Annotated in this window: 22 protein-coding genes; 21 read left to right on the top strand and 1 reads right to left on the bottom strand. The window is 54.3% G+C overall.

The annotated features are described in order from the left end of the window. Positions 1-27 precede the first annotated feature (27 nt). The 11 genes from ETC02_RS03195 (at position 28) to uvrC (ending at position 12,775) form a co-directional block, all read left to right on the top strand. Entirely contained in the window at positions 28-813 is a 786-nt protein-coding gene (locus ETC02_RS03195) for an ATP-binding cassette domain-containing protein (protein WP_171698044.1), read from the top strand. Continuing rightward, complete coding sequence (ssuD, locus tag ETC02_RS03190; RefSeq protein ID WP_171698043.1) at positions 810-1,928, top strand: FMNH2-dependent alkanesulfonate monooxygenase; 1,119 nt, start codon at positions 810-812, stop codon at positions 1,926-1,928. Before ETC02_RS03195 ends, ssuD begins: the two co-directional genes overlap by 4 nt. Positions 1,929-2,071: 143 nt before the next feature. After that, entirely contained in the window at positions 2,072-3,277 is a 1,206-nt protein-coding gene (locus ETC02_RS03185) for a hypothetical protein (RefSeq protein ID WP_171698042.1), read from the top strand. Positions 3,278-3,483: 206 nt separating this feature from the next. After that, positions 3,484-4,428 (top strand): NAD-dependent epimerase/dehydratase family protein, encoded by a 945-nt coding sequence (locus tag ETC02_RS03180; protein WP_033014381.1) that lies wholly within the window; start codon positions 3,484-3,486, stop codon positions 4,426-4,428. Further along, complete coding sequence (locus ETC02_RS03175) at positions 4,418-5,350, top strand: lysylphosphatidylglycerol synthase transmembrane domain-containing protein (RefSeq protein ID WP_171698041.1); 933 nt, start codon at positions 4,418-4,420, stop codon at positions 5,348-5,350. Before ETC02_RS03180 ends, ETC02_RS03175 begins: the two co-directional genes overlap by 11 nt. After that, positions 5,347-6,807, top strand: coding sequence for an alkaline phosphatase family protein (locus ETC02_RS03170; RefSeq protein WP_101878880.1), 1,461 nt, complete (start codon positions 5,347-5,349; stop codon positions 6,805-6,807). The genes ETC02_RS03175 and ETC02_RS03170 overlap by 4 nt, the downstream gene beginning before the upstream one ends. After that, positions 6,804-7,565, top strand: a complete 762-nt coding sequence (locus ETC02_RS03165) for a glycosyltransferase family 2 protein (protein ID WP_050367646.1) — start codon at positions 6,804-6,806, stop codon at positions 7,563-7,565. Before ETC02_RS03170 ends, ETC02_RS03165 begins: the two co-directional genes overlap by 4 nt. A gap of 92 nt (positions 7,566-7,657) precedes the next feature. Continuing rightward, positions 7,658-8,419: a hypothetical protein gene (locus ETC02_RS03160; protein ID WP_050367645.1), complete on the top strand. Its 762-nt coding sequence runs from the start codon at positions 7,658-7,660 to the stop codon at positions 8,417-8,419. Between the two features lie 26 nt (positions 8,420-8,445). After that, entirely contained in the window at positions 8,446-9,369 is a 924-nt protein-coding gene (locus ETC02_RS03155; protein ID WP_050367644.1) for an FTR1 family iron permease, read from the top strand. 183 nt (positions 9,370-9,552) lie between these two features. Next, the gene (locus ETC02_RS03150) at positions 9,553-10,992 is read left to right on the top strand and encodes a hypothetical protein (protein ID WP_050367643.1); all 1,440 of its coding nucleotides are present in this window, start codon (positions 9,553-9,555) and stop codon (positions 10,990-10,992) included. Positions 10,993-11,002: 10 nt separating this feature from the next. Next, positions 11,003-12,775, top strand: coding sequence for an excinuclease ABC subunit UvrC (uvrC, locus tag ETC02_RS03145; RefSeq protein ID WP_050368706.1), 1,773 nt, complete (start codon positions 11,003-11,005; stop codon positions 12,773-12,775). A 49-nt stretch (positions 12,776-12,824) separates the two neighbouring features. Here uvrC and ETC02_RS03140 read toward each other — a convergent pair whose 3' ends face one another. Further along, complete coding sequence (locus ETC02_RS03140; protein WP_050367642.1) at positions 12,825-13,277, bottom strand: YslB family protein; 453 nt, start codon at positions 13,275-13,277, stop codon at positions 12,825-12,827. Positions 13,278-13,520: 243 nt separating this feature from the next. Between ETC02_RS03140 and ETC02_RS03135 the strand changes: the two genes are divergently transcribed. The 10 genes from ETC02_RS03135 (at position 13,521) to ETC02_RS03090 (ending at position 22,400) form a co-directional block, all read left to right on the top strand. Next, complete coding sequence (locus ETC02_RS03135) at positions 13,521-14,129, top strand: succinate dehydrogenase cytochrome b558 subunit (protein WP_050367641.1); 609 nt, start codon at positions 13,521-13,523, stop codon at positions 14,127-14,129. Between the two features lie 151 nt (positions 14,130-14,280). Continuing rightward, positions 14,281-16,038 (top strand): succinate dehydrogenase flavoprotein subunit, encoded by a 1,758-nt coding sequence (sdhA, locus tag ETC02_RS03130; RefSeq protein WP_033010650.1) that lies wholly within the window; start codon positions 14,281-14,283, stop codon positions 16,036-16,038. 1 nt (position 16,039) lies between these two features. Beyond that, complete coding sequence (sdhB, locus tag ETC02_RS03125) at positions 16,040-16,801, top strand: succinate dehydrogenase iron-sulfur subunit (RefSeq protein ID WP_015375538.1); 762 nt, start codon at positions 16,040-16,042, stop codon at positions 16,799-16,801. Positions 16,802-17,020: 219 nt separating this feature from the next. After that, on the top strand, positions 17,021-17,245 hold the full coding sequence (locus tag ETC02_RS03120) for a helix-turn-helix domain-containing protein (RefSeq protein ID WP_033010648.1): 225 nt from the start codon (positions 17,021-17,023) through the stop codon (positions 17,243-17,245). A gap of 453 nt (positions 17,246-17,698) precedes the next feature. Continuing rightward, entirely contained in the window at positions 17,699-18,142 is a 444-nt protein-coding gene (locus ETC02_RS03115) for a MarR family winged helix-turn-helix transcriptional regulator (protein ID WP_050367640.1), read from the top strand. Positions 18,143-18,151: 9 nt separating this feature from the next. Next, positions 18,152-18,946 carry a glutamate racemase gene (gene racE, locus ETC02_RS03110; RefSeq protein ID WP_050367639.1) on the top strand — a complete coding sequence of 265 codons (795 nt, stop codon included), beginning with the start codon at positions 18,152-18,154 and terminating at the stop codon, positions 18,944-18,946. 105 nt (positions 18,947-19,051) lie between these two features. After that, positions 19,052-20,128 carry a GerMN domain-containing protein gene (locus ETC02_RS03105; protein WP_044744848.1) on the top strand — a complete coding sequence of 359 codons (1,077 nt, stop codon included), beginning with the start codon at positions 19,052-19,054 and terminating at the stop codon, positions 20,126-20,128. 384 nt (positions 20,129-20,512) lie between these two features. Continuing rightward, entirely contained in the window at positions 20,513-21,286 is a 774-nt protein-coding gene (rph, locus tag ETC02_RS03100; protein WP_033010643.1) for a ribonuclease PH, read from the top strand. Next, positions 21,283-21,897, top strand: a complete 615-nt coding sequence (locus ETC02_RS03095; protein ID WP_049624965.1) for an XTP/dITP diphosphatase — start codon at positions 21,283-21,285, stop codon at positions 21,895-21,897. Before rph ends, ETC02_RS03095 begins: the two co-directional genes overlap by 4 nt. Next, the gene (locus ETC02_RS03090) at positions 21,894-22,400 is read left to right on the top strand and encodes a metallophosphoesterase family protein (protein WP_063211597.1); all 507 of its coding nucleotides are present in this window, start codon (positions 21,894-21,896) and stop codon (positions 22,398-22,400) included. The genes ETC02_RS03095 and ETC02_RS03090 overlap by 4 nt, the downstream gene beginning before the upstream one ends. The last annotated feature ends 102 nt before the right edge of the window (positions 22,401-22,502 follow it).

The raw sequence follows: 22,502 nt of genomic DNA, 5'->3' as shown, positions 1-22,502 counted from the left end.
AACGAATGTTGGAAGGAGGATCAATGAATGGGACCGGGACGAGGGGCGGAGTTGATTTTGGAACAAGTGGGAAAACAGTTTGGGGACAAACACGCGTTGCGCCGCGTCAATTTGGTGGTGAAGAGGGGAGAGTTTGTCGCCATCATTGGCCGCAGCGGATGCGGCAAAAGCACTCTGTTGCGCTTGGCCGCCGGATTGGAGGAGCCGACGTCCGGCCGGATCCTGGTGGATGGGGAGGAGCTGCGTGGGCTCAATGAGAAGGCACGTGTCATGTTTCAGGACGCCCGCTTGCTGCCGTGGCGGCGCGTCATGGATAACGTCGGGCTCGGATTGAAAGGGGAATGGGAGCCGAAAGCGCTGGAGGTGCTCGAGCAAGTGGGGCTGGCTGACCGTGCGGACGATTGGCCGACCGTGCTGTCAGGAGGACAGCGCCAGCGCGTGGCCCTTGCCCGCGCCCTCATCAGCCATCCGCAGCTACTGTTGCTCGATGAACCGCTTGGAGCTCTTGATGCGCTCACTCGGATTGACATGCAGCGTCTCATTGAACGGCTTTGGCTTGAACAGAAGTTTACGGCTTTGCTTGTTACGCACGATGTTGATGAAGCGGTGATGCTGGCGGATCGAGTAATCCTCATCGAAGACGGGGTGTGCACACTTGATGTGCCTGTGCGTCTGCCGCGGCCGCGCCAGCGCGGCGATGCGGCGTTCGCCGATTTGGTGGATACGATTTTGCGTCGCATTTTAGGCACAAAGCCGGAGGAGAGAGAGATCGCTTCAGTTTCCATCGGTGAGAAAAGGAGGAAAACAATATGAAAGTCCTTTGGTTTATTCCTTCTCATGGCGACGGACGGTATCTAGGGACGGCAAAAGGCGGCCGCTCGCCGGAATACAGCTATTTCAAACAAGTGGCCCAAGCGGCTGATCGATTGGGATACGAAGGGGTGCTCATTCCAACGGGGAAATCGTGCGAAGATCCATGGCTGTTGGCGGCAGCGCTGGCAGCGGAAACGAGGCGATTGCGTTTTCTTGTCGCTGTTCGCCCAGGATTGATGACGCCAACATTGGCGGCGCGCATGGCCTCCACGTTCGATCGCATTTCCGATGGCCGGCTGCTTGTAAATGTCGTCACCGGCGGCGACTCCGTTGAGTTGGCGGGGGATGGGCTGTTTTTGTCGCATGACGAACGGTATGAAGCGACGGACGAGTTTTTGACGATTTGGCGCCGATTGCTGGAAGGAGAAGAAGTGACGTTTGCAGGAAAGCACGTGTCAGTCAAAGGGGCGAAATTGTTGTTCCCGGCTGTGCAAAAACCGTATCCGCGCCTCTTTTTCGGCGGATCGTCGGATGCCGGCCAACAGGTTGCCGCCCGCCATGCGGACGTCTACTTGACTTGGGGGGAGCCGCCTAGACAGGTGAAAGAAAAAATAGAACGGGTAAGGGAACTCGCTCGCCAAGAAGGGAGAGAAATCGAATTTGGCATTCGTCTCCACATCATTGTTCGCGAAACAGAAAAAGAAGCGTGGGAAGCGGCAGAGCGATTGATTCAGTATGTAGATGACCGGACGATTGAAGAGGCGCAGCGGGTGTTTTCCCGTTATGACTCTGTCGGGCAGCAACGGATGCGCGAGCTGCACAGGGGGAGGAAAGAGTCGTTGGAGATCAGCCCAAACCTTTGGGCGGGGATTGGGCTCGTTCGCGGCGGCGCGGGCACCGCGCTTGTCGGTGATCCGGAAACAGTGGCTGAACGTCTCCGTGAATACGAGCAACTCGGCATCCGTTACTTCATTTTATCAGGTTATCCGCATTTGGAAGAGGCGTATCGCGTGGCGGAATTGTTATTCCCGTTGTTGTCATTGGATGTTCCTTCTTCTTCCATTCGCGGCGAGGTAGTGGGTCACGAGTTTTTTCCAAATGTGATTAAGGTGTGATCGGTTCTAAAAAAGGGGGATGCGCTGCAAAAGAGCATCCATCCTTTTTTATTTTTGATTGACTTTGAAATTCATTTTCTCTTATAATCTTATTGTATTGATATTGATTATCATTTTTGGATGTGTGAACGGGGGGATACATAATGTCATTAAAATGGAAGTGGCTGGCCTTGTTGGCCGCCGCAGCGTTGGCGCTTGGCGCGTGCGGCCAGAGCAAACAGACGGCGGGAACAGAAAAAGAAAGCAGCAACCAAACGGCTGTGAAAAAACAAGAAAAGCCGAAAGAGGAAGAGAAGACGGAGAACGAGAAGGAAGAAGCGGAAGTCGATTATGCGGGAGCGTTCAGCGAAGCGCTCGCGGAGCTTGAGAAGGCGAAGCAAGGCGGGGCGGTCGACTTCGGCAAAGTGGAGAGCATCTACAAAGAAAAGTTGCAGCCGCTTGTACAAAAACGTGACGCGGAATTTGAAGATACGCTTGACCAACATATTACCAACGCACTGGCCGCCGGCAAAGACGGGTCGCTTGAGCCGTTGGTTGTCAAGCAAATTTTTGACAAGCTGATGCAAAAAGTGTTTTACACGACGATCAAGCATGAGTTTACCGAAGCAGAAGAACATTGGGCCAATAAGGAAGAAGTAAAGGAAGAGCTTGAGGAAGCCAAAACCTTTTACGCGATTTTGCAGTCGACCGTGGAAAAGCGCGATGCGGCTTACGGAACGAAGTTGGTTGACGCGATCAACGGGGCGTTTGCCCAAATGGAGCAAGCGATCCAAAACGATGATGCGCTCTCATTTGCCCTCGGTAAGCAAGTCGTGGACAAAACATTGATGAAAACATTCTATTTAGCGAGCGGAGCGCTGCCGCACGGCTATGCGGCGAAGGCGGCGGCTGCGGCCAAGGAAAACGCCGAAGAAGCCAAAGTGGAGCAGGCGGAAGGCTGGGCGTTTTATCAGTCCGTCTATCCGTATATGAAACGGCATGCCGCGGAGGAGGCGGACTACATTTTGAAACAGTTTGACCTGCAAACCGATGTCAAAACGCTCGATCCGAAAGCGGTGAACCATGCGTTCGTGCGCGGATGGGCGAAAGTGGCGCTTCATGAATATAAAGAAAGCAAAGAAAATTGGGGGCAAGACAAGTCGGTGATCACCGCCTTAGAAGGCGCGCTCTTTATTAACATGATCGAACAGGATATCAAAACGCTGCTTGGCGACAAAGCATACACCGACTTGAACGAACAGGCGACACGCTACCTAGAGGCGGCAAAGGCAAAAAACAAAGCTGAGGGTGACAAATGGCTGCCGCAAATCGAGGCTGCGCTTCAGCAAGTGATCCAGAAAGCGAACTAAATGATCAGCAAGGGTGTCCGGCGCGGCGCCCTTTTTTTGCAGGCGTCCATCCGGGGCGAAGGCAGCGATGGCTGGGCTGCCGCTTGCCTCACCGAGCCAAGGCGGGAAATGAAAACATTTGGTTTTTGCCGATTGGCCACGACGTTCCCCGACGGTTTATGGTAAGATGCTAATGGACAATGGAATTCGATGATGAGGTGAAGGCGATGAAAGTGGTGGTGACCGGAGGAGCCGGATTTATTGGCAGTCATCTAGCCGCCCGGTTAAGCGGACTCGGATATGACGTGGCTGCAGTGGATTGTTTTCATCCATATTATTCTGCTGAACGGAAAGAGCGGCAGTTTCAGACGCTCACCGGCGGCCGGGTGCCGCTTGTCCGCTTGGATTTGCTTGATGGGGAGCGAACGAAAAGGTGGCTGGTCGAGTTTCGCCCCGATGTCGTCTACCATTTGGCGGCGCTGCCGGGCGTGCCGTATTCCCTCGAGGAGCCGCTCGCGTATATCGATTATGACATCAAAGCGACGGTCAATGTGTTGGCGGCGGCGGGGGAAGCGGGTGCGGCGCACGTGCTGTTTGCCTCATCGTCATCGGTGTACGGCGACCGAGGCAATGTGCCGCTCCGGGAAGAGATGGCTGACGGCCGCGTCGTGTCGCCGTATGCGGCGGCGAAATACGGAGCGGAATCGTTTTGTCATGCCTATGCCCATTTGTATAGCTACCAAATGACGATTTTCCGCTATTTCACCGTTTACGGGCCGTGGGGTCGTCCGGATATGGCGATCGGCACGTTTTTGCGCCGATTGCTGGCGGGCGAGGAGATTGTCGTGTATGGCAAGGGGACGGCGCGCGATTATACGTACATCGATGATATTGTGGAGGGCATGATCGCAGCACTTCACCGCAGCGGCGGGCGAAGCGAAGTGTTCAACTTGGGCGCCGGGGCGCCCGTCACCATGGAGCAGCTGCTCGCTGAGTTGCGGAAGCACTTTCCCGATCTGAAAATCGTGCACGCGCCGGAGCGGAAAGGCGATGTGAAAGCGACATGGGCGGACATCACGAAGGCGGAGCGGGCGTTTGGTTACAAGCCGAAGGTGGCGTTTGCCGAAGGGCTCGCCCGCACGGTGGCGTGGGCGCGCGAATATGAGCGGTAAACCGGCGGCTAAAGCGGCGTTGCAAGCAGCTGGGCTCGCGCTTCTTTTCTTTTCCGCTTGGTTGACATACCGCTGCTTTGACGGCCGGCAGATGCTCCATCATCTATCCAGGATAGTCAGCCGCCCGATCGAGATGGCTGCCGCTGCTTTCGTATATGGCTTGTCGTTTTGGTTGCGGGCGTGGGCGTGGAAGCGATATGTTGGAAAGCCAATCGCCTTCTCTGTTTATTGGCGTGCCGTGCTGCTTAGTTTGTTTGTTAACCATCTAGCCCCAGTGAAAATCGGTGATGCTGTGCGTATGGCTTTGCTTGCCCGCCAGCCCGGTGTTTCAGCCAGCGAGGCCATTGGATCGGTGGCGGTGATGCGGCTCCTTGATATGGCGGTGCTTGGTGGATTGACTGTCATTGGGATGTATGTGTATATGCATTACATTCCCCGCATTTCTCTCTTGGCAGCGGCCGTTGCGGCCGGGTTCGTGCTGACCGTGATCGTGTTTCGCCGTCCGCTCCGCCTCGATCGGTTATGGCGGCGATGGCGGAGCGTATTTCACGGCTGGAGCGGCGCGGCGATGGTCGGGGCGGTGGCGGCGAGCTGGTTGTGTGAAGCGGCCGTCATTGGCGTGATCGCGAAAGCGGTCGGCATCCCGCTTTCCTTTGGACAGGCGGTGTGGGCAAACAGCGCGACCGTTTCCGGCCAGATCGCCCAAGTCGCCCCCGGCGGGATCGGAACATACGAGGCGGTGATGGCGTTTGCGTTGACCCGGCTCGGCGCACCGTGGGAGAAAGCATATGCGGCGGCAGTGTTGACCCATGCGTTTAAGTTTTTGTTTTCTTACGCCGCTGGTGCCGCGGTATTGTGGTTTTGGCGGTCCGACTGGCAGATGGTGCGGGGTGTATGGAAAAAGGAAAGGGAGAAGCGATGAAACAAGCATCACGATTCGAAAAAATCGCGGCGCGCTGCTGGAATTTGCTGAATGAAGGGAAGCCGTTTACGCCGATTTTTGTCGCGGGAACGATGACGATCTACCATGCCGCTGATTGGATGGGCGGCTCATGGGGATGGATGCTTGGTCTGGCGGCGGCGCTGCCGCTGTTTGTCCTCTACTATGTCTATGATTATCCGCTGTTTTTGCGCAATTATTTATGGATCCCTTATGTCGTGTTTCTCATCGTTTGGTCGTTCGCTGATGCGTCGTTGTTGTTGTTGGCGTCGGGGCTTTACTTTTTCTTTACCGTCTTTTTTTGGGGGACGCTGTATTACCATTTGCGCATCGGCACGTCGTGGTGGAATTTCACCCGCTTTTGGAAGCTGGTGCTGAAAAACAGCGATTCGACGAGCGGCAACGCCCAAGAGCAGCTGCCAAAATGTTTTCTTCTTTTGTCCGTATGGGAATACGCTTCGCAGCAGATCGATCAAGGAGCGGCTTTGGCGCCGCTGTGCGGGGCGCTTTGGCTGTTTGCCGCTGGGGTGTGGCTGTTTTCATGGATTTTGCATCGGAATTTGTTCGACTGGCAGCCGGAGATCATTCCGACTTATACGAACAATGTGCCGAGTCCAACCGTGCCGATCAGTGACAAAGTGTATGTCATCGTGATTGATGGCATGCGCAAAGACCGGTTTGAAGCGGCCAACGCCCCGTTTTTGAAACGGTTGCGCGCTCAAGGGACGGAATTTGCGCAAATGGAAACCGTCTATCCGGCGCGCACGGTCGTTTGCTTCACCTCGATGCTGACGGGGACGTATCCGTTTGAGCACGGAATCCGGTCCAATATGGTATGGAAGCTTGGGGCGAAAGTGGAGACGATTTTCGATTCGCTCCGGAAAATCGGAAAAACCGGCCGCTTGCTTGGCATCGCTCATTTGGTCGATTCGTTCGGCGACGATGTCGAAACGGTGACGGCCGTCATGCCGAACGACCTCGCCGACCGTTATATCATCGAGCGGGCGAAACGCATCGTCGAGGAACAAAACCCGGATTTGCTTGTCGTACAGTTGATCGCCACCGATCAGACCGGCCATAGCCGCGGTGTGCTGTATGACGAGTATATCGAAAAAATTGAAGAAGCCGACGCGTTGATCGCAGAGTTTGTCGGCTGGCTTGAGGAACGGGGCGAGCTCGAGCGCGCGACATTGATTGTCTGCGCCGACCATGGCCAAGCGGATGGCATCGGCGGCCACGGCCACCTCGATGAAGGGGAGCGGTATGTGCCGTTTTTTTTATACGGCCCGGCGATTGAAGCAGGAAAACGAGTCGATGAGAAAAAAAGCCTCGTTTCGCTGGCGCCGACGATCGCCTATTTGCTTGGCGCTCCGTATCCGAGCCATAGCCGCGGTCCGGTTTTGATCGAAGCGATGCGAAAGAAAGGAGGAGAGCGATGAAGAAGCAGCGCGTCATCGTCTTTTTGCCGGCGCACAATGAAGAAGAAGCGATTGGGGAAGTGATTCGCCGCATTCCGCGTCATTTCCATCCCGATGTAGAGGTCAGCGTCTTGGTCATTGATGACGGGTCAACCGACCGGACTGCTGAAGCGGCGCAAGAAGCGGGAGCGGACTACATTTGCCGCTGGCCGGAAAACCGCGGCCTCGGGGCGGCGGTGCGGCGAGGGCTTGAAGAGTGTGTCCGTCTTGGCGCGGATATCGGCGTGATGATCGATGCTGACAACGAATATCCGCCGGAACAAATTCCTGACCTTTTGGCGCCGATTTTCGCCGGTGAGGCCGACTATACGATCGGCTCGCGCTTTCTTGGCACGATTCGCGGCATGAAATGGCACCGCCGCCTCGGCAACTATGCCTTTACGTGGCTGCAGTCGCTCCTGCTCGGCCAGCGGTTGTATGACGGGCAGTCGGGGATGCGCGCGTTTTCCCGCCAAGCGATGGAAGAGGCGGAAATCATCCACGATTACAATTACGCCCAAGTGTTGACGCTCAACTTAGTGCGCAAAGGGTTTCGACTAAAGGAAGTGCCGATCCGCTACCAAGTGCGGACGACCGGCCGTTCGTTCATCAAGTTCACCGCCTATATGACCGCGGTCATCCCGGCCATCTGGAAGGAAATGCGCCGCCCGGTAACAAAAGCGGTCATTGACCCCAAAGCGCATGTGCTTTCTTTGGAGCGGGAGCGCCATTGTTCGTGAGGCGGCCGCCTTGGGCCGCCGGCCATTTTTCCAATATTGACAATGATGGTGATAATGATTATCATTGATCTTGATGGAGGGGGATCAGAAACGTGAAAACATCCCGTTTCTTTTTTTACATAGCAGTGATCATTATTCTCAATCTCATTCCGCTGAAAGCGTTCGCCTATTCGTATGGAGATCCGAACAAAGAAGCGGTTGCTGAGGCGTATAAAGAGATGAAAGAAAAGTTGAACGAGCAGCCGCCGAACTTTGCCGCAGCGAAGGAAATTTTCGGAACCATAAAAGAAGAAATCGACATGCATATGGGACCTGAGCCGTCCAAGGCCGTGCTTGCAGCCATCGAAGCGAAGGACCGCCAGGCGGTGATCAAAGATATGGAAAAAATTTTAGTGCTCAATATCGCCCGACGTTTGGACAATATTGAGGCGAACTTTGATCAGTACGACACGAGCAAGCGGCTGTTGGCGAAGGCGTTTGCGACGTATGAGGCGCTGTCGCCAATCATCCAAGGGAAAGACCCTGCGCTTGACAAACAGCTGCGCACCGAGTTTGACAAGGCTCTGCAGTCGCTTGGCAACCCGGGGTTATTTGGCGTCGGCGAGAAAAAATCGGACATCAATGCGTTTAAAAAAAGCAAAGAGACTATTTTAACCGTGCTGCAACAACAATTCGGTTTGAAAAGCTTAGAAGTTGGCCATTTTTCGGACAGTGCTACAGAAAAACCGGATGAAGTGAAAAAAAAGGAATGGACGGATTTGTCGAAACCAAAAAACTGGATTCCTCTCATTATCATCGTTGCGATCATCATTGGCACTGCCTTGATTTATGTGCGACGTCGGAAACGGGCTTAGTTTACATGTGAAGGGGAGGCGGGGGCATGGAAGTTCAAGCGCTGCTCATTACGTTTCGCGAAGCACTGGAAGCGCTGCTGATCGTTGGCATCATCACCTCGTATTTGAAACGGGTCGGTCACCGCGAATACACGAAATACGTATGGCTTGGCGCCGCTCTCGCTGTGGCGGCGAGCGTCGGTGTCGCCATGTTGTTTCAGCTTGTCTTTACCGGTTTTGCGGCAATGGGAAGCGAGATATATTTAAAGATCGGCATCATGGTCGTTTCCACGCTGCTGTTGACGCAAATGGTGTTTTGGATGGCCGAACACAGCCGGGACATGAAAAAAAGCTTGGAAGGGAAAATGGATCAGTTTGTCACCGCCGGCAATGTCGTCGGCATGGTCATTCACTCGTTTTTGGTCGTGTTGCGTGAAGGAGTGGAAACGGTCTTCTTCTTCGCTGCGATTACGCACGGCAACATCGGAGCGGCGATGCAAGGATGGGGAGCGGCAACTGGGGTTGCCATTGCTGCTTTCGTCAGCTACTTCTTCTTTAAAGGGACGATGCGCATTCCGTTGAAGACGTTTTTTAAAGTCACCGGCGCGTTTATCGTCCTAATTGCCGCTGGACTGCTCGTGCAAGCCATTTCGATGATGCAAGATATCGGCCTCATCGGCAGCGTCATGCCGCATGTATACGATTTGACGTGGCTGCTTCCGGAACATCCGATCGATTACGAACATTACGTGCGCGACCATGGCGTCGCCCCTGTCTTTTCCGGAGAAGTCGGCGTCTTTTTAAAAGCGTTGTTTGGCTATTCATCAATGCCGTCGCTCGAGGAAATGATCGCCTATATCGGTTATTTTGTCGTGATTTACTTGCTCGTGACGAGCCGCCATGGGCAACAAAGCGGCAAACAGGAGCAACCATCGGCGGCATTGGAGGAACAGACAAAACGGGTGATGTAAGGTACAAGGCGCGGATGCCTTGTACTTTTTCTTTAGAAGGCTGGTGAAAAACCGCGGCCACCAGTAAATCAGTGGCATTTCGCCCCAAAAAAGAAGGTTGATTTCGCAAGGTTTATCTAATTGAGAAACAGATGGGAATAGCAGTATTTTGTATTAAATCACCAGCCCTTTAGGGGGGATGCGATGAAACGACCGTTTCTTGACCGCGTTTGGCTTGGCTTCAGCATCGGCTTGGCTGCTGTTTTGTTGGGGGCCGGCCTGCGTTACGCCAGCCCGTACGCGGCCTCGTGGGACGAAGTTGACTTTGCGCGGGCGCTGGAGCGCTATGATTTGTTGGCGATGCAGCCGCATTTTCCAGGTTATCCATATTTCGTTTTGGGAGGGATGGCTGTTCATGCCGCAATCGCTAATCCAGCCAAAGCGCTTTCGATTTTGAACGTGCTTGTGTTGTATTCCGCTGTCTTTCCCATCGTTTGGCTGCTCGCTCGCCATATGCCGCGCTCAGCGGCGCTATGGGCGGCGCTTTCGGTGCTTTCTTCAAGCTACGTGCTCCTTGCCGCCGCCAGACCGATGTCGGACGGCGCGGCGCTTGGCGTGCTTTGGTGGTACATATGGGCGGTGGAATGGGCGCGGCGGCGAACAACATGGATGGCGCAGCTTTGGCCGTCCGCGTTGTTTAGCATCCTCATGGGCATCCGTTTGTCTTATGCCCCGTTTGCTGCCGCGTTGTTGATCCTTTGGCATGAAGACTGGAAAACGCACCGCCGCCTCGGCCGCGTGGCGGCATTGCTGTTGGCGGCGGCCGCCTTTCAATTTGTTTGGGTGGCGGCGGTCGCGGCGACGGAAGGCGGCCTTTGGCCGTTTTTCAAGCTTGGTTGGGCGTTTGTTGCCGGTCATTTCAGCGAATGGGGCGGAACGGCGGCAACGAGCCCGCTGCCGTTTTCTGAGCGATTGTACCGCTTTGTCGTCCACAACTTTGTTTGGACCGGCATCGCCAGCCAGCACGTTTCATTGCTGTCCGCCTATGCGGCAATCGGTGCCATCGCCTGGCGCACGGGGCGGTTTCAGCTGCCGCGTGCGCTTGTCGTTTCCGCGTTGCTGTATGCTGTCTGGGCGCTGTTTGGACAAAATATTGACAAGCCGCGCCACCTTCTTCCGTTGGTTCATTTTGCGCTGTTTTATGTGTGGGGCCGCTTTTTGGCTGCGCCGAAGGCATGGAGATTAGCGCTGGCAGCGGCGGTTGTGCTGCTGCAGTCTGCAATCGGCATCGGGCTGCTGCACGAGCAGGCAAAGACGCCCCCGGCAGTGTATCAGCTTGCCGACGATTTGCGTGACAAGCCGCAGCCGTTTGTGGTATATACGTGGGAAGAGACGCGCGTCCTAGACTATTTGAACGTGCCCTTTCCACATAAAGACGTGCTCCATTTTTCCTTCTTTTTGCAAGACAAAGAAAACTACCGCCATGCTATGATATATATGACCAATCACGTTGTCCAAGGGTTCGAGGCTCAAGGGATCGATATTTCCCGCCATGTGCGCAAAGTGAAAACGTATCGTTCCAGTCCGCTTGCCGACCCGGTGTATGGAACGATTACACTGTATGAATGGGTGGACGGAGAGTGAGGGGATGGCCATGAACGACCGGCTGAAGGAAAAGCTGTCCGTGCTCCCGGAACAGCCGGGCTGCTATTTAATGAAAGACAAACACGGAACGGTCATTTACGTCGGCAAGGCGAAGTCGTTGAAGGCGCGCGTCCGCTCGTATTTTACCGGGACGCATGATGGCAAAACGCAGCGGCTTGTGGAGGAAATCGCCGATTTCGAATACATCGTCACCTCGTCAAACGCCGAGGCGCTCATTTTGGAGATGAATTTGATCAAAAAGCATGATCCGAAATACAACGTCATGCTCAAGGATGATAAAAGCTACCCGTTTATTAAAATCACCGCGGAACAACATCCGCGCTTGCTCATCACCCGCAAAGTGAAAAAAGACGGCGGCAAATATTTCGGCCCGTATCCGAACGTGCAGGCGGCGAACGAAACGAAAAAGCTGCTCGACCGTTTGTATCCGCTCCGCAAATGTTCGACGCTGCCTTCGCGCGCCTGTTTGTATTACCATATGGGCCAATGCCTCGCCCCGTGCGTCAACCCGGTGTCGGACGAACAAAATAAGGCGATGGTTGAACAAATCGTCCGCTTTTTAAACGGCGGTTATGAAGACGTAAAGCGGGAGTTGGCCGAGAAAATGCACGAGGCGGCGGAAGCGCTCGAATTTGAGCGGGCGAAAGAATACCGCGACCAAATCGCGGCGATTGAGATGACGATGGAAAAGCAAAAAATGATGTTCAATGATTTCATCGACCGCGATGTATTCGGCTATGCGTACGACAAGGGCTGGATGTGCGTGCAAGTGTTTTTCCTCCGCCAAGGAAAGCTGATCGAGCGCGACGTGTCCATTTTTCCGCTTTACCAAGACCCGGATGAGGAAATGCTGACATTTTTGGGTCAGTTTTATGCGAAAGCGCATCATTTGAAGCCAAAAGAAGTCGTCCTCCCGTCCGACATTGACGGGGAGCTTGCCCGTGAATTGCTCGGCGTAGCCGTCGTCCAGCCGAAAAAAGGGAAGAAAAAAGAGCTTGTGGAGCTGGCGAGCCAAAACGCGGCCATTGCTCTGAAAGAAAAATTTTATTTCATCGAGCGGGACGAAGAACGGACGATCAAAGCCATCGAGCGTCTCGGAGAGCGCCTCGGCATTCCAGCGCCGCGTCGCATCGAGGCGTTTGACAACTCGAACATTTACGGGGCCGATCCGGTCTCGGCGCTCGTCGTGTTCCTTGACGGCAAGCCAGCGAAAAAAGAATACCGGAAATATAAGGTAAAAACAGTGGCGGGACCGAACGATTATGAAACGATGCGCGAAGTCGTGCGCCGCCGCTATACGCGCGTGTTGAAAGAAGGATTGCCGCTTCCCGATTTGATCATCATCGACGGCGGTAAAGGCCACTTGTCGGCGGTGCGGGATGTATTGGAAAACGAGCTTGGCCTCGATGTGCCGCTGGCCGGGCTGGCGAAAGACGAAAAACACCGCACATCCGAGCTTTTGGCCGGCGACCCGCCAACGGTCGTGCCGCTTGACCGGCAAAGCCAAGAGTTTTATTTATTGCAGCGCATTCAAGACGAAGTGCACCGGTTTGCGGTCACGTTCCACCGCCAGGCGCGGCAGAAGACGATGTTCCATTCCGTGCTTGATGACATCCCAGGTGTTGGGAAAAAGCGGAAAAAAGCGCTCTTGAATTATTTCGGCTCGGTGAAAAAGATGAAAGAGGCGACGGTGGAAGAGCTGCAACAGGCGAACATTCCGCGGGCGGTGGCGGAGAAGATTTATGAGAAGCTGCATGAATAACTGCAAACGGAAACGAAAGGGCGTCCGGCCGAGCCGGGACACCCTTTCGTTACTCGATGGGCTGCTTCCGGTCCCATTTGACTAAAATGCGCGCCTGGCCGGCTCGCTTGGCCGGCAGTTCAACCGCTTCGGTGACAAGACGTTTTTGCTGCTCAATCTGTTCGGCAAGAAATCCGGCTTCGAGCTGAAACGAGCAGCTGCCGTACAAGGAAAAGCGAGCGGCGATGATAGAGCCGGACAGCTCGATGGGCAGCTCGTCGTTCCGTTCTTCGCCGGCCGTCAGCGTTCCCCAGCCGGCCTCCTCAAAAAAAGCGGCGATTTGTTCCAAGTCGCGAAGCGGATAGCGACGCGCCAGATGTCTGCCCGCCCAGTATAAAAGGGACGGGGCGTTTTTGCCGAGCAGCTCGGGAAGAAGCGAATGGCGGAGTAGCTCAGCGCCAAACGCCGATTGGGTAATTGATCGAAATGTTTCGTACTGTTTTTCCAATGATGGCTGTCTCATCATGTTCCCCTCTTTCTATCCATTTTCCCATTATAGCCAAACAGCCGCCGGCATGCACTCTCTTTCTTGCAAAAAACGTGAACGGAGAATGTTTGAACACTTTGTGACAATGTTTTCTTGACGCTTGTACAATGTGGGAGTACAATGAATGTGACAAATGCAAGATGGAAATGGAAGGCGTTTCTATTTCCATCCTGTAACGAGGGGAATTTATTTTTACTTACGTTAAAGGGGGTTTACATAATGGCAGGGAATCGCGAGTTTTATTATCGCCGGCTCCATTCGCTGCTCGGGGTTATCCCCGTTGGGGTGTTTTTAGTGCAGCACTTGGTCGTCAACCATTTTGCGACGCGCGGGCCGGAAGCGTTTAACCGGGCGGCTGCGTTTATGGAAAACTTGCCGTTCCGTATTTTTTTGGAAATTTTCATTATTTTCCTTCCATTGCTGTTCCACGCGGTATACGGCATTTACATCGCGTTTACAGCCAAATTCAACACGCGCCAGTACGGCTATTTCCGCAACTGGATGTTCATGCTTCAGCGGATTACGGGCATTATCACATTGATTTTTGTCGTCTGGCACGTGTATGAAACAAGGGTGAAAGCCGCGTTTGGCGCTGAAGTGAATTATGATATGATGGCCAATATTGTCGATAATCCGTTTATGCTTTGGTTTTATATTATCGGTATTTTGTCGACCGTCTTTCACTTCGCCAACGGTTTATGGTCGTTCTTCGTCAGCTGGGGTTTAACGGTATCCCCTCGTTCACAGCAAGTGTTCACGTACATTACGATGATCATCTTTGTCGCGCTTTCGATTGTCGGCATTCGCGCCATTTTGGCTTTTGCGTAAAAAATTGATTTCAGCTGTTGGATGACATGAACCGCTGCGTTGGCTCTTGATGGATCACGCTGCAGCCGTTTGTCGAACGAACGCTTGATCGACAGAGGCAAACCGAGGGACATTGAAGCAAAAGCAGCAATTTTCTAGGGAGTGAGTAGCCATGAAAAAAGGAAAAATCATCGTTGTCGGCGGCGGGTTGGCCGGTTTGATGGCCACGATTAAAATCGCCGAAGCAGGAGTGCCTGTTGAGTTGTTTTCGCTCGTTCCGGTAAAGCGTTCTCACTCCGTCTGTGCCCAAGGCGGCATTAACGGAGCGGTCAACACGAAAGGGGAAGGCGATTCGCCGTGGGAACACTTTGACGATACCGTCTACGGCGGCGACTTCTTGGCGAACCAGCCTCCGGTCAAAGCGATGTGTGAGGCGGCGCCAGGGATCATTTACATGCTCGACCGGATGGGCGTCATGTTCAACCGCACGCCGGAAGGGCTTCTTGATTTCCGCCGTTTCGGCGGGACGCAGCACCACCGCACGGCGTACGCCGGGGCGACGACCGGACAGCAAATTTTGTATGCGCTTGACGAACAAGTGCGCCGCCATGAAGTAGCGGGGCTTGTGACGAAATATGAGCATTGGGAATTTTTGGGGATCGTTTTGGATGACGAACAAATTTGCCGCGGCATTGTCGCGCAAGACTTGCGTTCGATGGAAATCAAAGCGTTTCCAGCCGATGCCGTCATTTTGGCGACCGGCGGCCCGGGGATCATTTTTGGGAAATCGACGAACTCGGTCATCAACACTGGTTCAGCGGCTTCGATCGCCTATCAGCAAGGGGTTTACTACGCGAACGGCGAGTTTATCCAAATCCATCCGACCGCGATTCCAGGCGATGACAAGCTTCGGTTGATGAGCGAATCGGCGCGCGGGGAAGGCGGCCGCGTCTGGACGTATAAAGATGGAAAACCATGGTATTTCCTTGAGGAAAAATATCCGGCTTACGGAAACTTGGTGCCGCGCGATATCGCCGCCCGGGAAATTTTCCATGTGTGCGTCGACTTGAAGCTCGGCATCAACGGCGAAAACATGGTGTACCTCGATCTTTCCCATAAAGATCCGAAAGAGCTCGATATCAAGCTCGGCGGCATTATCGAAATTTATGAGAAGTTCATGGGCGAAGACCCACGCAAAGTGCCGATGAAAGTATTTCCGGCCGTTCACTATTCGATGGGCGGCTTATGGGTCGACTATGACCAAATGACGAACATCAAAGGGCTGTTTGCCGCCGGTGAGTGCGATTATTCCATTCATGGCGCCAACCGTCTCGGGGCAAACTCGCTTCTGTCGGCGATTTACGGTGGAATGGTCGCCGGCCCGAATGCAGTCCGCTACATCCGCGGCCTCGAGAAATCGGCCGATGCGATGCCGTCGACGCTGTACGACCGTTATGTCAAACAAGAGCAGGAAAAATGGGAAAACATTTTGGCGATGGACGGCACGGAAAACGCCTACGTGCTGCATAAAGAGCTCGGTGAATGGATGACGGCAAACGTGACGATCGTCCGCTACAACGACCGGCTGCTGAAGACCGATGAGAAAATTCAAGAGCTGATGGAGCGGTATAAAAACATCAGCGTCACCGATACGTCGAGATGGAGCAACCAAGGGGCGACGTTTATCCGCCAGCTGTACAACATGCTCCAGCTTGCCCGCGTCATTACGCTCGGCGCGTACCATCGCAACGAAAGCCGCGGGGCGCACTACAAGCCGGAGTTTCCGGAGCGCAATGACGAAGAATGGCTGAAAACGACGATGGCCCGCTATACGCCAGACGGTCCGGCGTTCCATTACGAAGATGTCGATGTCTCGTTGATTAAGCCGCGCAAACGCGACTACAGCAAAAAGAAAGAGGAAGTGAAGTAAGATGAGCGAAAACAAAACGGTTCGGTTCATCATCACGCGCCAAGATCGTCCGGATTCCGCTCCATATGAAGAGGAGTTTGTCATTCCGTACCGCCCGAACATGAACGTCATTTCGGCGCTCATGGAAATTCGCCGCAATCCGGTCAACGCCAAAGGGGAAAAAACGACGCCGGTCGCCTGGGAAATGAACTGTTTGGAAGAAGTGTGCGGGGCCTGCTCGATGGTCATTAACGGAAAGCCGCGGCAAGCATGTGCGGCGCTCATTGATAAATTAGAGCAGCCGATCCGCCTGGAGCCGATGCGCACGTTCCCGGTCATCCGCGACTTGGTCATCGACCGGAGCCGGATGTTTGATGCGCTAAAACGCGTCAAAGCATGGATTCCAATCGACGGAACGTACGACTTGGGTCCGGGTCCGCGCATGCCAGAGCGGAAGCGGCAATGGGCGTACGAGCTGTCAAAATGCATGACGTGCGGGGTCTGTCTTGAAGCGTGCCCGAACGTCAACAGCAAGTCGAACTTTATCGGCCCGGCGCCGCTGTCGCAGGTACGGCTGTTTAACGCCCACCCGACCGGGGCGATGCATAAAGCCGAACGGCTGCGGGCGATTATGGGCGACGGCGGACTGGCCAACTGTGGCAACTCGCAAAACTGCGTGCAATCGTGCCCGAAAGGCATTCCGTTGACGACATCGATCGCGGCGTTAAACCGCGAAACGACGATTCAAATGTTCCGCGATTTCTTTGGAAGCGACGAAGTGTAACAGTTGGACCTCTCATCCCCTCCGTGGCCAGCCATGGAGGGGATTTTGCGCTTGCCCAGCCCCCTTGTCTTTGATCAGGCGGGGAGGCGAAAAAAAGACCTATTTTTCTATTAGATAAGCAAAATTTCGTCACCGCCGCCCTTGCTCTCACATACGATATGGTGAGGAAATACCCATCCGGCAGTTCGGGCCCATTGAGAGCAAGGAGGGTTACCACCGTTGAAGGATCAATCGTTTCAATCGAAGCCGCTTTTGACAAAAAGAGAAAAAGAAGTCTTCGAATTGCTCGTGCAAGATAAGACGACGAAGGAAATCGCCAAAGAACTGTTCATCAGCGAAAAAACTGTTCGCAACCATATTTCGAATGCGATGCAAAAGCTTGGGGTCAAGGGGCGCTCGCAAGCTGTGATTGAATTGCTTCGAATGGGCGAACTGAAACTTTAACTTCCCTCCGAAAGAAGTCTCCTACTTCTAAACGTGAAGGTGCGCCAGCACCAGTGAAAGTGGGAGATGAATTTCGGTTGGCGTTAGCCAACGAATAGGATAGAATATGGCTAGAACGGACACCTTCGGAACGAAGGGAAGCGTAAAGGGTTCTTGTGTGTGGCTTACCGTTCAGCGAACACACACAAGCCGCTTGAAGCCCCCACCTCTAAGCGAAGCGTAGGTGGTGGGTAGTTCACACAATGCCGGCTTTTCCCTTTCCGGGTGGCCGGCTGTTATGTTCCTTTGCGGCCGGACGAGGCTTTGCCGTCTGTCTGGCCTTTTGTCTGCAGCGGCGTTCTATATTTTGTATTGATTATGTCCCCCGGTATTGTAAAATGAAAAATAGAATGGCCGTTGGCTGAGGCACGTTGTTTTGGGGCCAGGCCGCGAAAATGATCAAGGGGAGATTGTATGCCGTCTGCGATGAACGAAAAAACGGTTGCCGAGTTGGAAAAATTGCTTCGCTATATCGCCGCCAACTTAAAACAGCGCGGCCGCGAAATTTTAACGAACTATCCCATCACGCCTCCGCAGTTTGTCGCGTTGCAATGGCTGCTTGAAGAAGGGGACTTGACGGTTGGCGAGTTATCGAACAAAATGTATTTGGCGTGCAGCACGACGACCGACTTGGTCGATCGCATGGAGCGAAACGGTCTCGTCGCCCGAGTGCGTGATGAACATGATCGGCGCGTCGTCCGCATTCACCTGCTCGAAAAAGGCAAGCGCATCATTGAGGAAGTGATTGAAAAACGCCAGCGCGATTTGGCCCAAGTGCTGGAAAACTTTTCGGATGAAGAAATTGTCGTTTTTGAGCGCTGTTTGCGCAAACTGCATCAAGAAATGATGAAAGAATGAGGCGATCACTTGGAAAGAGCAATTGGTGTCATTGATTCAGGAGTCGGCGGCTTAACCGTCGCCAAAGAAATTATGCGGCAGCTGCCAAAGGAACAGATCATTTACCTTGGCGACACCGCCCGCTGTCCGTACGGGCCGCGCCCGGTTGAAGAAATTCGCCGATTTACATGGCAGATGATTCACTACTTGCGGCAATATCCGTTGAAAATGCTTGTCATTGCCTGCAACACGGCAACCGCGGTCGCGCTCGATGAAGTGCGGGAGCGGCTTGACATTCCGGTGCTCGGCGTCGTTCATCCCGGCGCCCGCGCCGCCTTGAAGGCGACAAAAAATGGGCATATTGGCGTGATCGGCACGATCGGCACGGTGAGAAGCAAGGCGTACGAAAAGGCGCTCCAATCGATCAATCCGCACGTCCATGTCGAAAGCTTGGCGTGCCCGAAGTTTGTCCCTCTGGTCGAAAGCGGCGATTTTGAAGGGGAGAAAGCGAAGGCGGTCGTCGCCGAGTCGCTCGCTCCGCTGCGCCCGCTGCCGATTGACGTGCTTATTTTAGGCTGCACGCATTATCCGCTGCTTGCCCCGCTGATCCGGGCCTACATGGGCAAAAAAGTGAAACTGATTTGCTCGGGCGGTGAAACGGCCCGCGAAGTGAGCGCCATTTTGCATCACAGCCACTTTCTTTATACGGGCCAGCGCGAGCCGGAGCATTTGTTTTTTACGACCGGTCCGAAAGAGCTTTTTGAAAAGATTTCAAGAAAGTGGTTTGGCAGACCGATCGGCACGGTGGAATCGATTCGCCTGTAGGCAAAAAAATCCTTTAGCGCATAGACGCTAAAGGATTTTTTTATTCTATTTTGGACAGCGGCTCGTATACATAGTAGTACAAACCACGAGTAGGAGGGAACGTCAATGGGCAAACGGACGGTTCATAGATGGACGGCGCCGGTGCTCGCTTCGCTTTTGCTGCTCGGCGGCTGCGGCTTGTTTGGCCAAGATGAAGCAGTGAAGGAAATTGATCCGCCGCAAGACACGAGCTATGTAAAAGACGGCCAGGCGCTCGAGGAGGCAACGAAAGGGAAAGAGGGGGCCAAAGAGGAAGCGAAGGCGACCGAGACGGTCAAGCGAGAGCTTTACCTGATTGACAAAAACGGATATGTCGTGCCGCAAACGGTTGAGTTGCCAAAAACGCAGGCTGTTGCGAAACAAGTGCTTGAGTATTTGGTTGAAGACGGCCCGGTGTCGAATATGTTGCCGAACGGTTTCCGCGCCGTCATTCCGGCAGGGACAACCGTGCTTGGCACCAAACTTGAAAAAGACGGGACGTTGATCGCCGATTTTTCACCGGAATTCAAGCAATACAAACCGGAAGACGAAAAGCGGATTTTGCAAGCCATTGCGTGGACGTTGACGCAGTTTGACAACATTAAGCGCGTCAAAATCCGCATTAACGGTTATGACCAAGAGGTGATGCCGGTCAATAAAACGCCGATTCAAGACGGGGTGAGCCGCGCCGACGGCATCAACATGGAGGCGGGCGGTGTGCCGGACATTACGAATACGCATCCCGTCACCGTGTATTTTGTTGCCCAACAGGGAGAAACGACGTATTATGTCCCTGTGACAAGACGTGTTTCCAACCAAGAGAAAGATGATATCGCGGCGGCGGTCCATGAACTTATTCAAGGGCCGGAACGTGGCAGTGGGCTTGTCGGCGTCTTCCAGCCGGACGCCAAGCTGCTTGACAAGCCAAAATACGAAGATGGCCAAGTCACGCTCAATTTTAACGAAGGCATTTTTGGCAGCAACAAGAAAAATGTGATTTCTGACGTCGTCTTGAACTCGCTTGTGTTGTCGCTCACCGAGCAAAGCGGCGTTGAGAGCGTCGCGATTACGGTGAACGGCAAAGCCGATCTTGTTACGGAAGACGGCAAACCGCTCACAAAACCGGTCGCCCGCCCACAAAACGTCAATACCGGGGCGTTTTAACATCTTTCCGAAAGAAGTCTCCCGCTTCTAAGCAAAGTGAAAGTGGGAGATGAATGTCGGTTGGCGTTAGCCAACGAATAGGATAAAATAAGGTTAGAACGGACCCCTTCGGAACGAAGGAAAGCGTAAAGGGTTCTTGTGTGTGGCTTACCGTTCGGCGAACACGCACAAGTCGCTTGAAGCCCCCGCCTCTAAGTGAAGCGTAAGTGGTGGGGTGTTCACCCAAGCTGGAAACGAATAGGCTGTTATGGTATAACAAAGAGGTGGAAGCGTGCTCCGCCTCTTTGTTTTTTGGCAACGGCGGCACGGAGTCGTGATGCAAGGAAGGAGGCAGGACCAACCGGCTCCTGCTGGCAAACGGGAAGGAAAAAGGAGGAAGAGTGAATGAGAGCAGACGGACGACATAACCGTGAGCTGCGCCCTGTACATATACAGCCGCATTATGTGAAACATGCCGAAGGGTCCGTGTTGATTGAAATCGGCGACACGAAAGTGATTTGCACGGCGACGGTGGAAGAAAAAGTGCCGCCGTTTATGCGCGGCGGCGGAAAAGGATGGATCACCGCCGAATATGGGATGCTGCCGCGGGCGACAGAGCAGCGGAATGCGAGGGAGGCAAGCAAAGGGAAAGTGTCGGGGAGGACGATGGAAATTCAACGCCTGATCGGCCGCGCGCTCCGCTCGGTCGTTGAGTTGGAGCGGCTTGGCGAACGAACGGTTTGGATCGATTGCGACGTCATTCAGGCGGACGGCGGAACGCGCACCGCCTCGATCACCGGCGGCTACGTGGCGCTCGTGCTGGCGCTTTCCAAGTTCGTTGACGAAGGGAAGCTCGAGGCGCTTCCAATCCGCGATTTTCTTGCCGCTACGTCCGTTGGCATCGATCCGGAGCATGGCGTTGTGCTCGATTTGAATTACGATGAAGACGCGCGGGCAAAAGTCGATATGAACGTCGTCATGACCGGATCCGGCCAGTTTGTTGAAATTCAAGGGACCGGGGAAGAAGCGACTTTTTCTCGCGCCGAGCTCGATGAATTGCTTGAGGCGGCGCACATCGGCATTGAACAGCTGATCGCCGTGCAGCGCCGCGTTTTGGGCGATTGGGCGGCTCGCATCGGGACGAAGCAAGAAGCGAAGCAGGAGGAGGGGACAGAGTGAACAAGATTGTGATCGCGACGAAAAATGCCGGAAAAGTGCGCGAATTTGCCGCTTTGTTTGCGAAGCGGGGCATCGACGTCAAATCGCTGCTTGATTTTCCGGACGTTCCGGACGTCGAGGAGACGGGAAGCACGTTTGCCGAAAACGCCCGGTTAAAAGCGGAAGCCATATCTCGCCGTTTCGGCTGCCCGGTGATCGCCGATGATTCGGGGCTGGTGGTCGATGCGCTCGGCGGCCGGCCGGGCGTCTATTCAGCCCGCTATGCCGGTGAAGACAAAAACGATGCGCGCAACATCGCGAAGCTGCTTCACGAGTTGGAAGGCGTGCCGATGGAACAGCGCACCGCCCGGTTTCATTGCGCACTGGCGGTCGCCATCCCCGGGCGGCCGACGGCCGTTGTGGAGGCGGCGTGCGAAGGGTACATCGCCGAAGCGCCGCGGGGAGAAGGCGGTTTTGGCTATGACCCCGTCTTTTATCTTCCGGAAAAGGGGAAGACGATGGCGGAACTCACCCCGGAAGAGAAAAATGAGATCAGCCACCGGGCGAAGGCGCTGGCCAAGCTTGACGAGCAATGGGATGACATCATGGGAGGGGAGGGACGGACGGAATGAAAGCGGTCGTTGTAAGCGACAGCCACGGGCTCAGCGGCGAACTCTCCGCCATTGTCGAGCGCCATCGCCATGAAGCCGATCTGTTTATTCATTGCGGCGATTCCGAGCTGTCGGCTCAAGCGGCCGAACTTGCTCCATTTGTCGTCGTGCGCGGCAACTGCGATTTCGCGGCGTTTCCGAATGAGCGGACCGAGGAGGCGGAAGGCCTTCGCTTTCTCATCACGCACGGCCATTTGTACGGCGTCAAAACGTCGCTGCTGCGCCTCTACTACCGGGCGAAAGAAACGAGCGCCCATGTCGTTTGTTTCGGCCATTCCCACCTGGCTGGGGCCGAGCAAATCGAGGGGGTGCTGTTCATCAATCCCGGCAGCATCGCCTTGCCGCGCGGGAGAAAAGAAAGAACGTACGCGGTGTTGACCATCGGCGGCGGGCGCGTGCATGTCCAATTTTATGAAGTGAATGGGCAGCCCGTTTCCGGAATGGAACGAACCTTTTCGATCTAAGCGGACAAAACGTCCGCTATTTTTTGTTTTTCGTCTTTGGCAGTTAGAGCGCGTCCGCTTTCTATGAGCCGCCAAGAAAGAAAAAATTTTTGAATCGGCAAA

It is taken from the genome of Geobacillus sp. DSP4a (genome assembly GCF_013096875.1).
In the GTDB taxonomy this organism is placed as follows: Bacteria; Bacillota; Bacilli; order Bacillales; family Anoxybacillaceae; genus Geobacillus; species Geobacillus thermophilus.
This window is presented reverse-complemented; position numbering and strand designations above follow the sequence as displayed.

Bases quoted from the DNA above. Each gene is read 5' to 3' on its own strand.
- ETC02_RS03135 (WP_050367641.1), top strand. From the start codon at position 13,521: ATGGCAGGGAATCGCGAGTTTTATTATCGCCGGCTCCATTCGCTGCTC.
- ETC02_RS03155 (WP_050367644.1), top strand. From the start codon at position 8,446: ATGGAAGTTCAAGCGCTGCTCATTACGTTTCGCGAAGCACTGGAAGCG.
- ETC02_RS03180 (WP_033014381.1), top strand. From the start codon at position 3,484: ATGAAAGTGGTGGTGACCGGAGGAGCCGGATTTATTGGCAGTCATCTA.
- rph (WP_033010643.1), top strand. From the start codon at position 20,513: ATGAGAGCAGACGGACGACATAACCGTGAGCTGCGCCCTGTACATATA.
- ETC02_RS03165 (WP_050367646.1), top strand. From the start codon at position 6,804: ATGAAGAAGCAGCGCGTCATCGTCTTTTTGCCGGCGCACAATGAAGAA.
- ETC02_RS03185 (WP_171698042.1), top strand. From the start codon at position 2,072: ATGTCATTAAAATGGAAGTGGCTGGCCTTGTTGGCCGCCGCAGCGTTG.
- ETC02_RS03115 (WP_050367640.1), top strand. From the start codon at position 17,699: ATGCCGTCTGCGATGAACGAAAAAACGGTTGCCGAGTTGGAAAAATTG.
- ETC02_RS03195 (WP_171698044.1), top strand. From the start codon at position 28: ATGGGACCGGGACGAGGGGCGGAGTTGATTTTGGAACAAGTGGGAAAA.
- ETC02_RS03175 (WP_171698041.1), top strand. From the start codon at position 4,418: ATGAGCGGTAAACCGGCGGCTAAAGCGGCGTTGCAAGCAGCTGGGCTC.
- ETC02_RS03150 (WP_050367643.1), top strand. From the start codon at position 9,553: ATGAAACGACCGTTTCTTGACCGCGTTTGGCTTGGCTTCAGCATCGGC.
- ETC02_RS03090 (WP_063211597.1), top strand. From the start codon at position 21,894: ATGAAAGCGGTCGTTGTAAGCGACAGCCACGGGCTCAGCGGCGAACTC.
- ETC02_RS03105 (WP_044744848.1), top strand. From the start codon at position 19,052: ATGGGCAAACGGACGGTTCATAGATGGACGGCGCCGGTGCTCGCTTCG.
- ETC02_RS03140 (WP_050367642.1), bottom strand. From the start codon at position 13,277: ATGAGACAGCCATCATTGGAAAAACAGTACGAAACATTTCGATCAATT.
- uvrC (WP_050368706.1), top strand. From the start codon at position 11,003: ATGAACGACCGGCTGAAGGAAAAGCTGTCCGTGCTCCCGGAACAGCCG.
- sdhB (WP_015375538.1), top strand. From the start codon at position 16,040: ATGAGCGAAAACAAAACGGTTCGGTTCATCATCACGCGCCAAGATCGT.
- ssuD (WP_171698043.1), top strand. From the start codon at position 810: ATGAAAGTCCTTTGGTTTATTCCTTCTCATGGCGACGGACGGTATCTA.
- ETC02_RS03170 (WP_101878880.1), top strand. From the start codon at position 5,347: ATGAAACAAGCATCACGATTCGAAAAAATCGCGGCGCGCTGCTGGAAT.
- sdhA (WP_033010650.1), top strand. From the start codon at position 14,281: ATGAAAAAAGGAAAAATCATCGTTGTCGGCGGCGGGTTGGCCGGTTTG.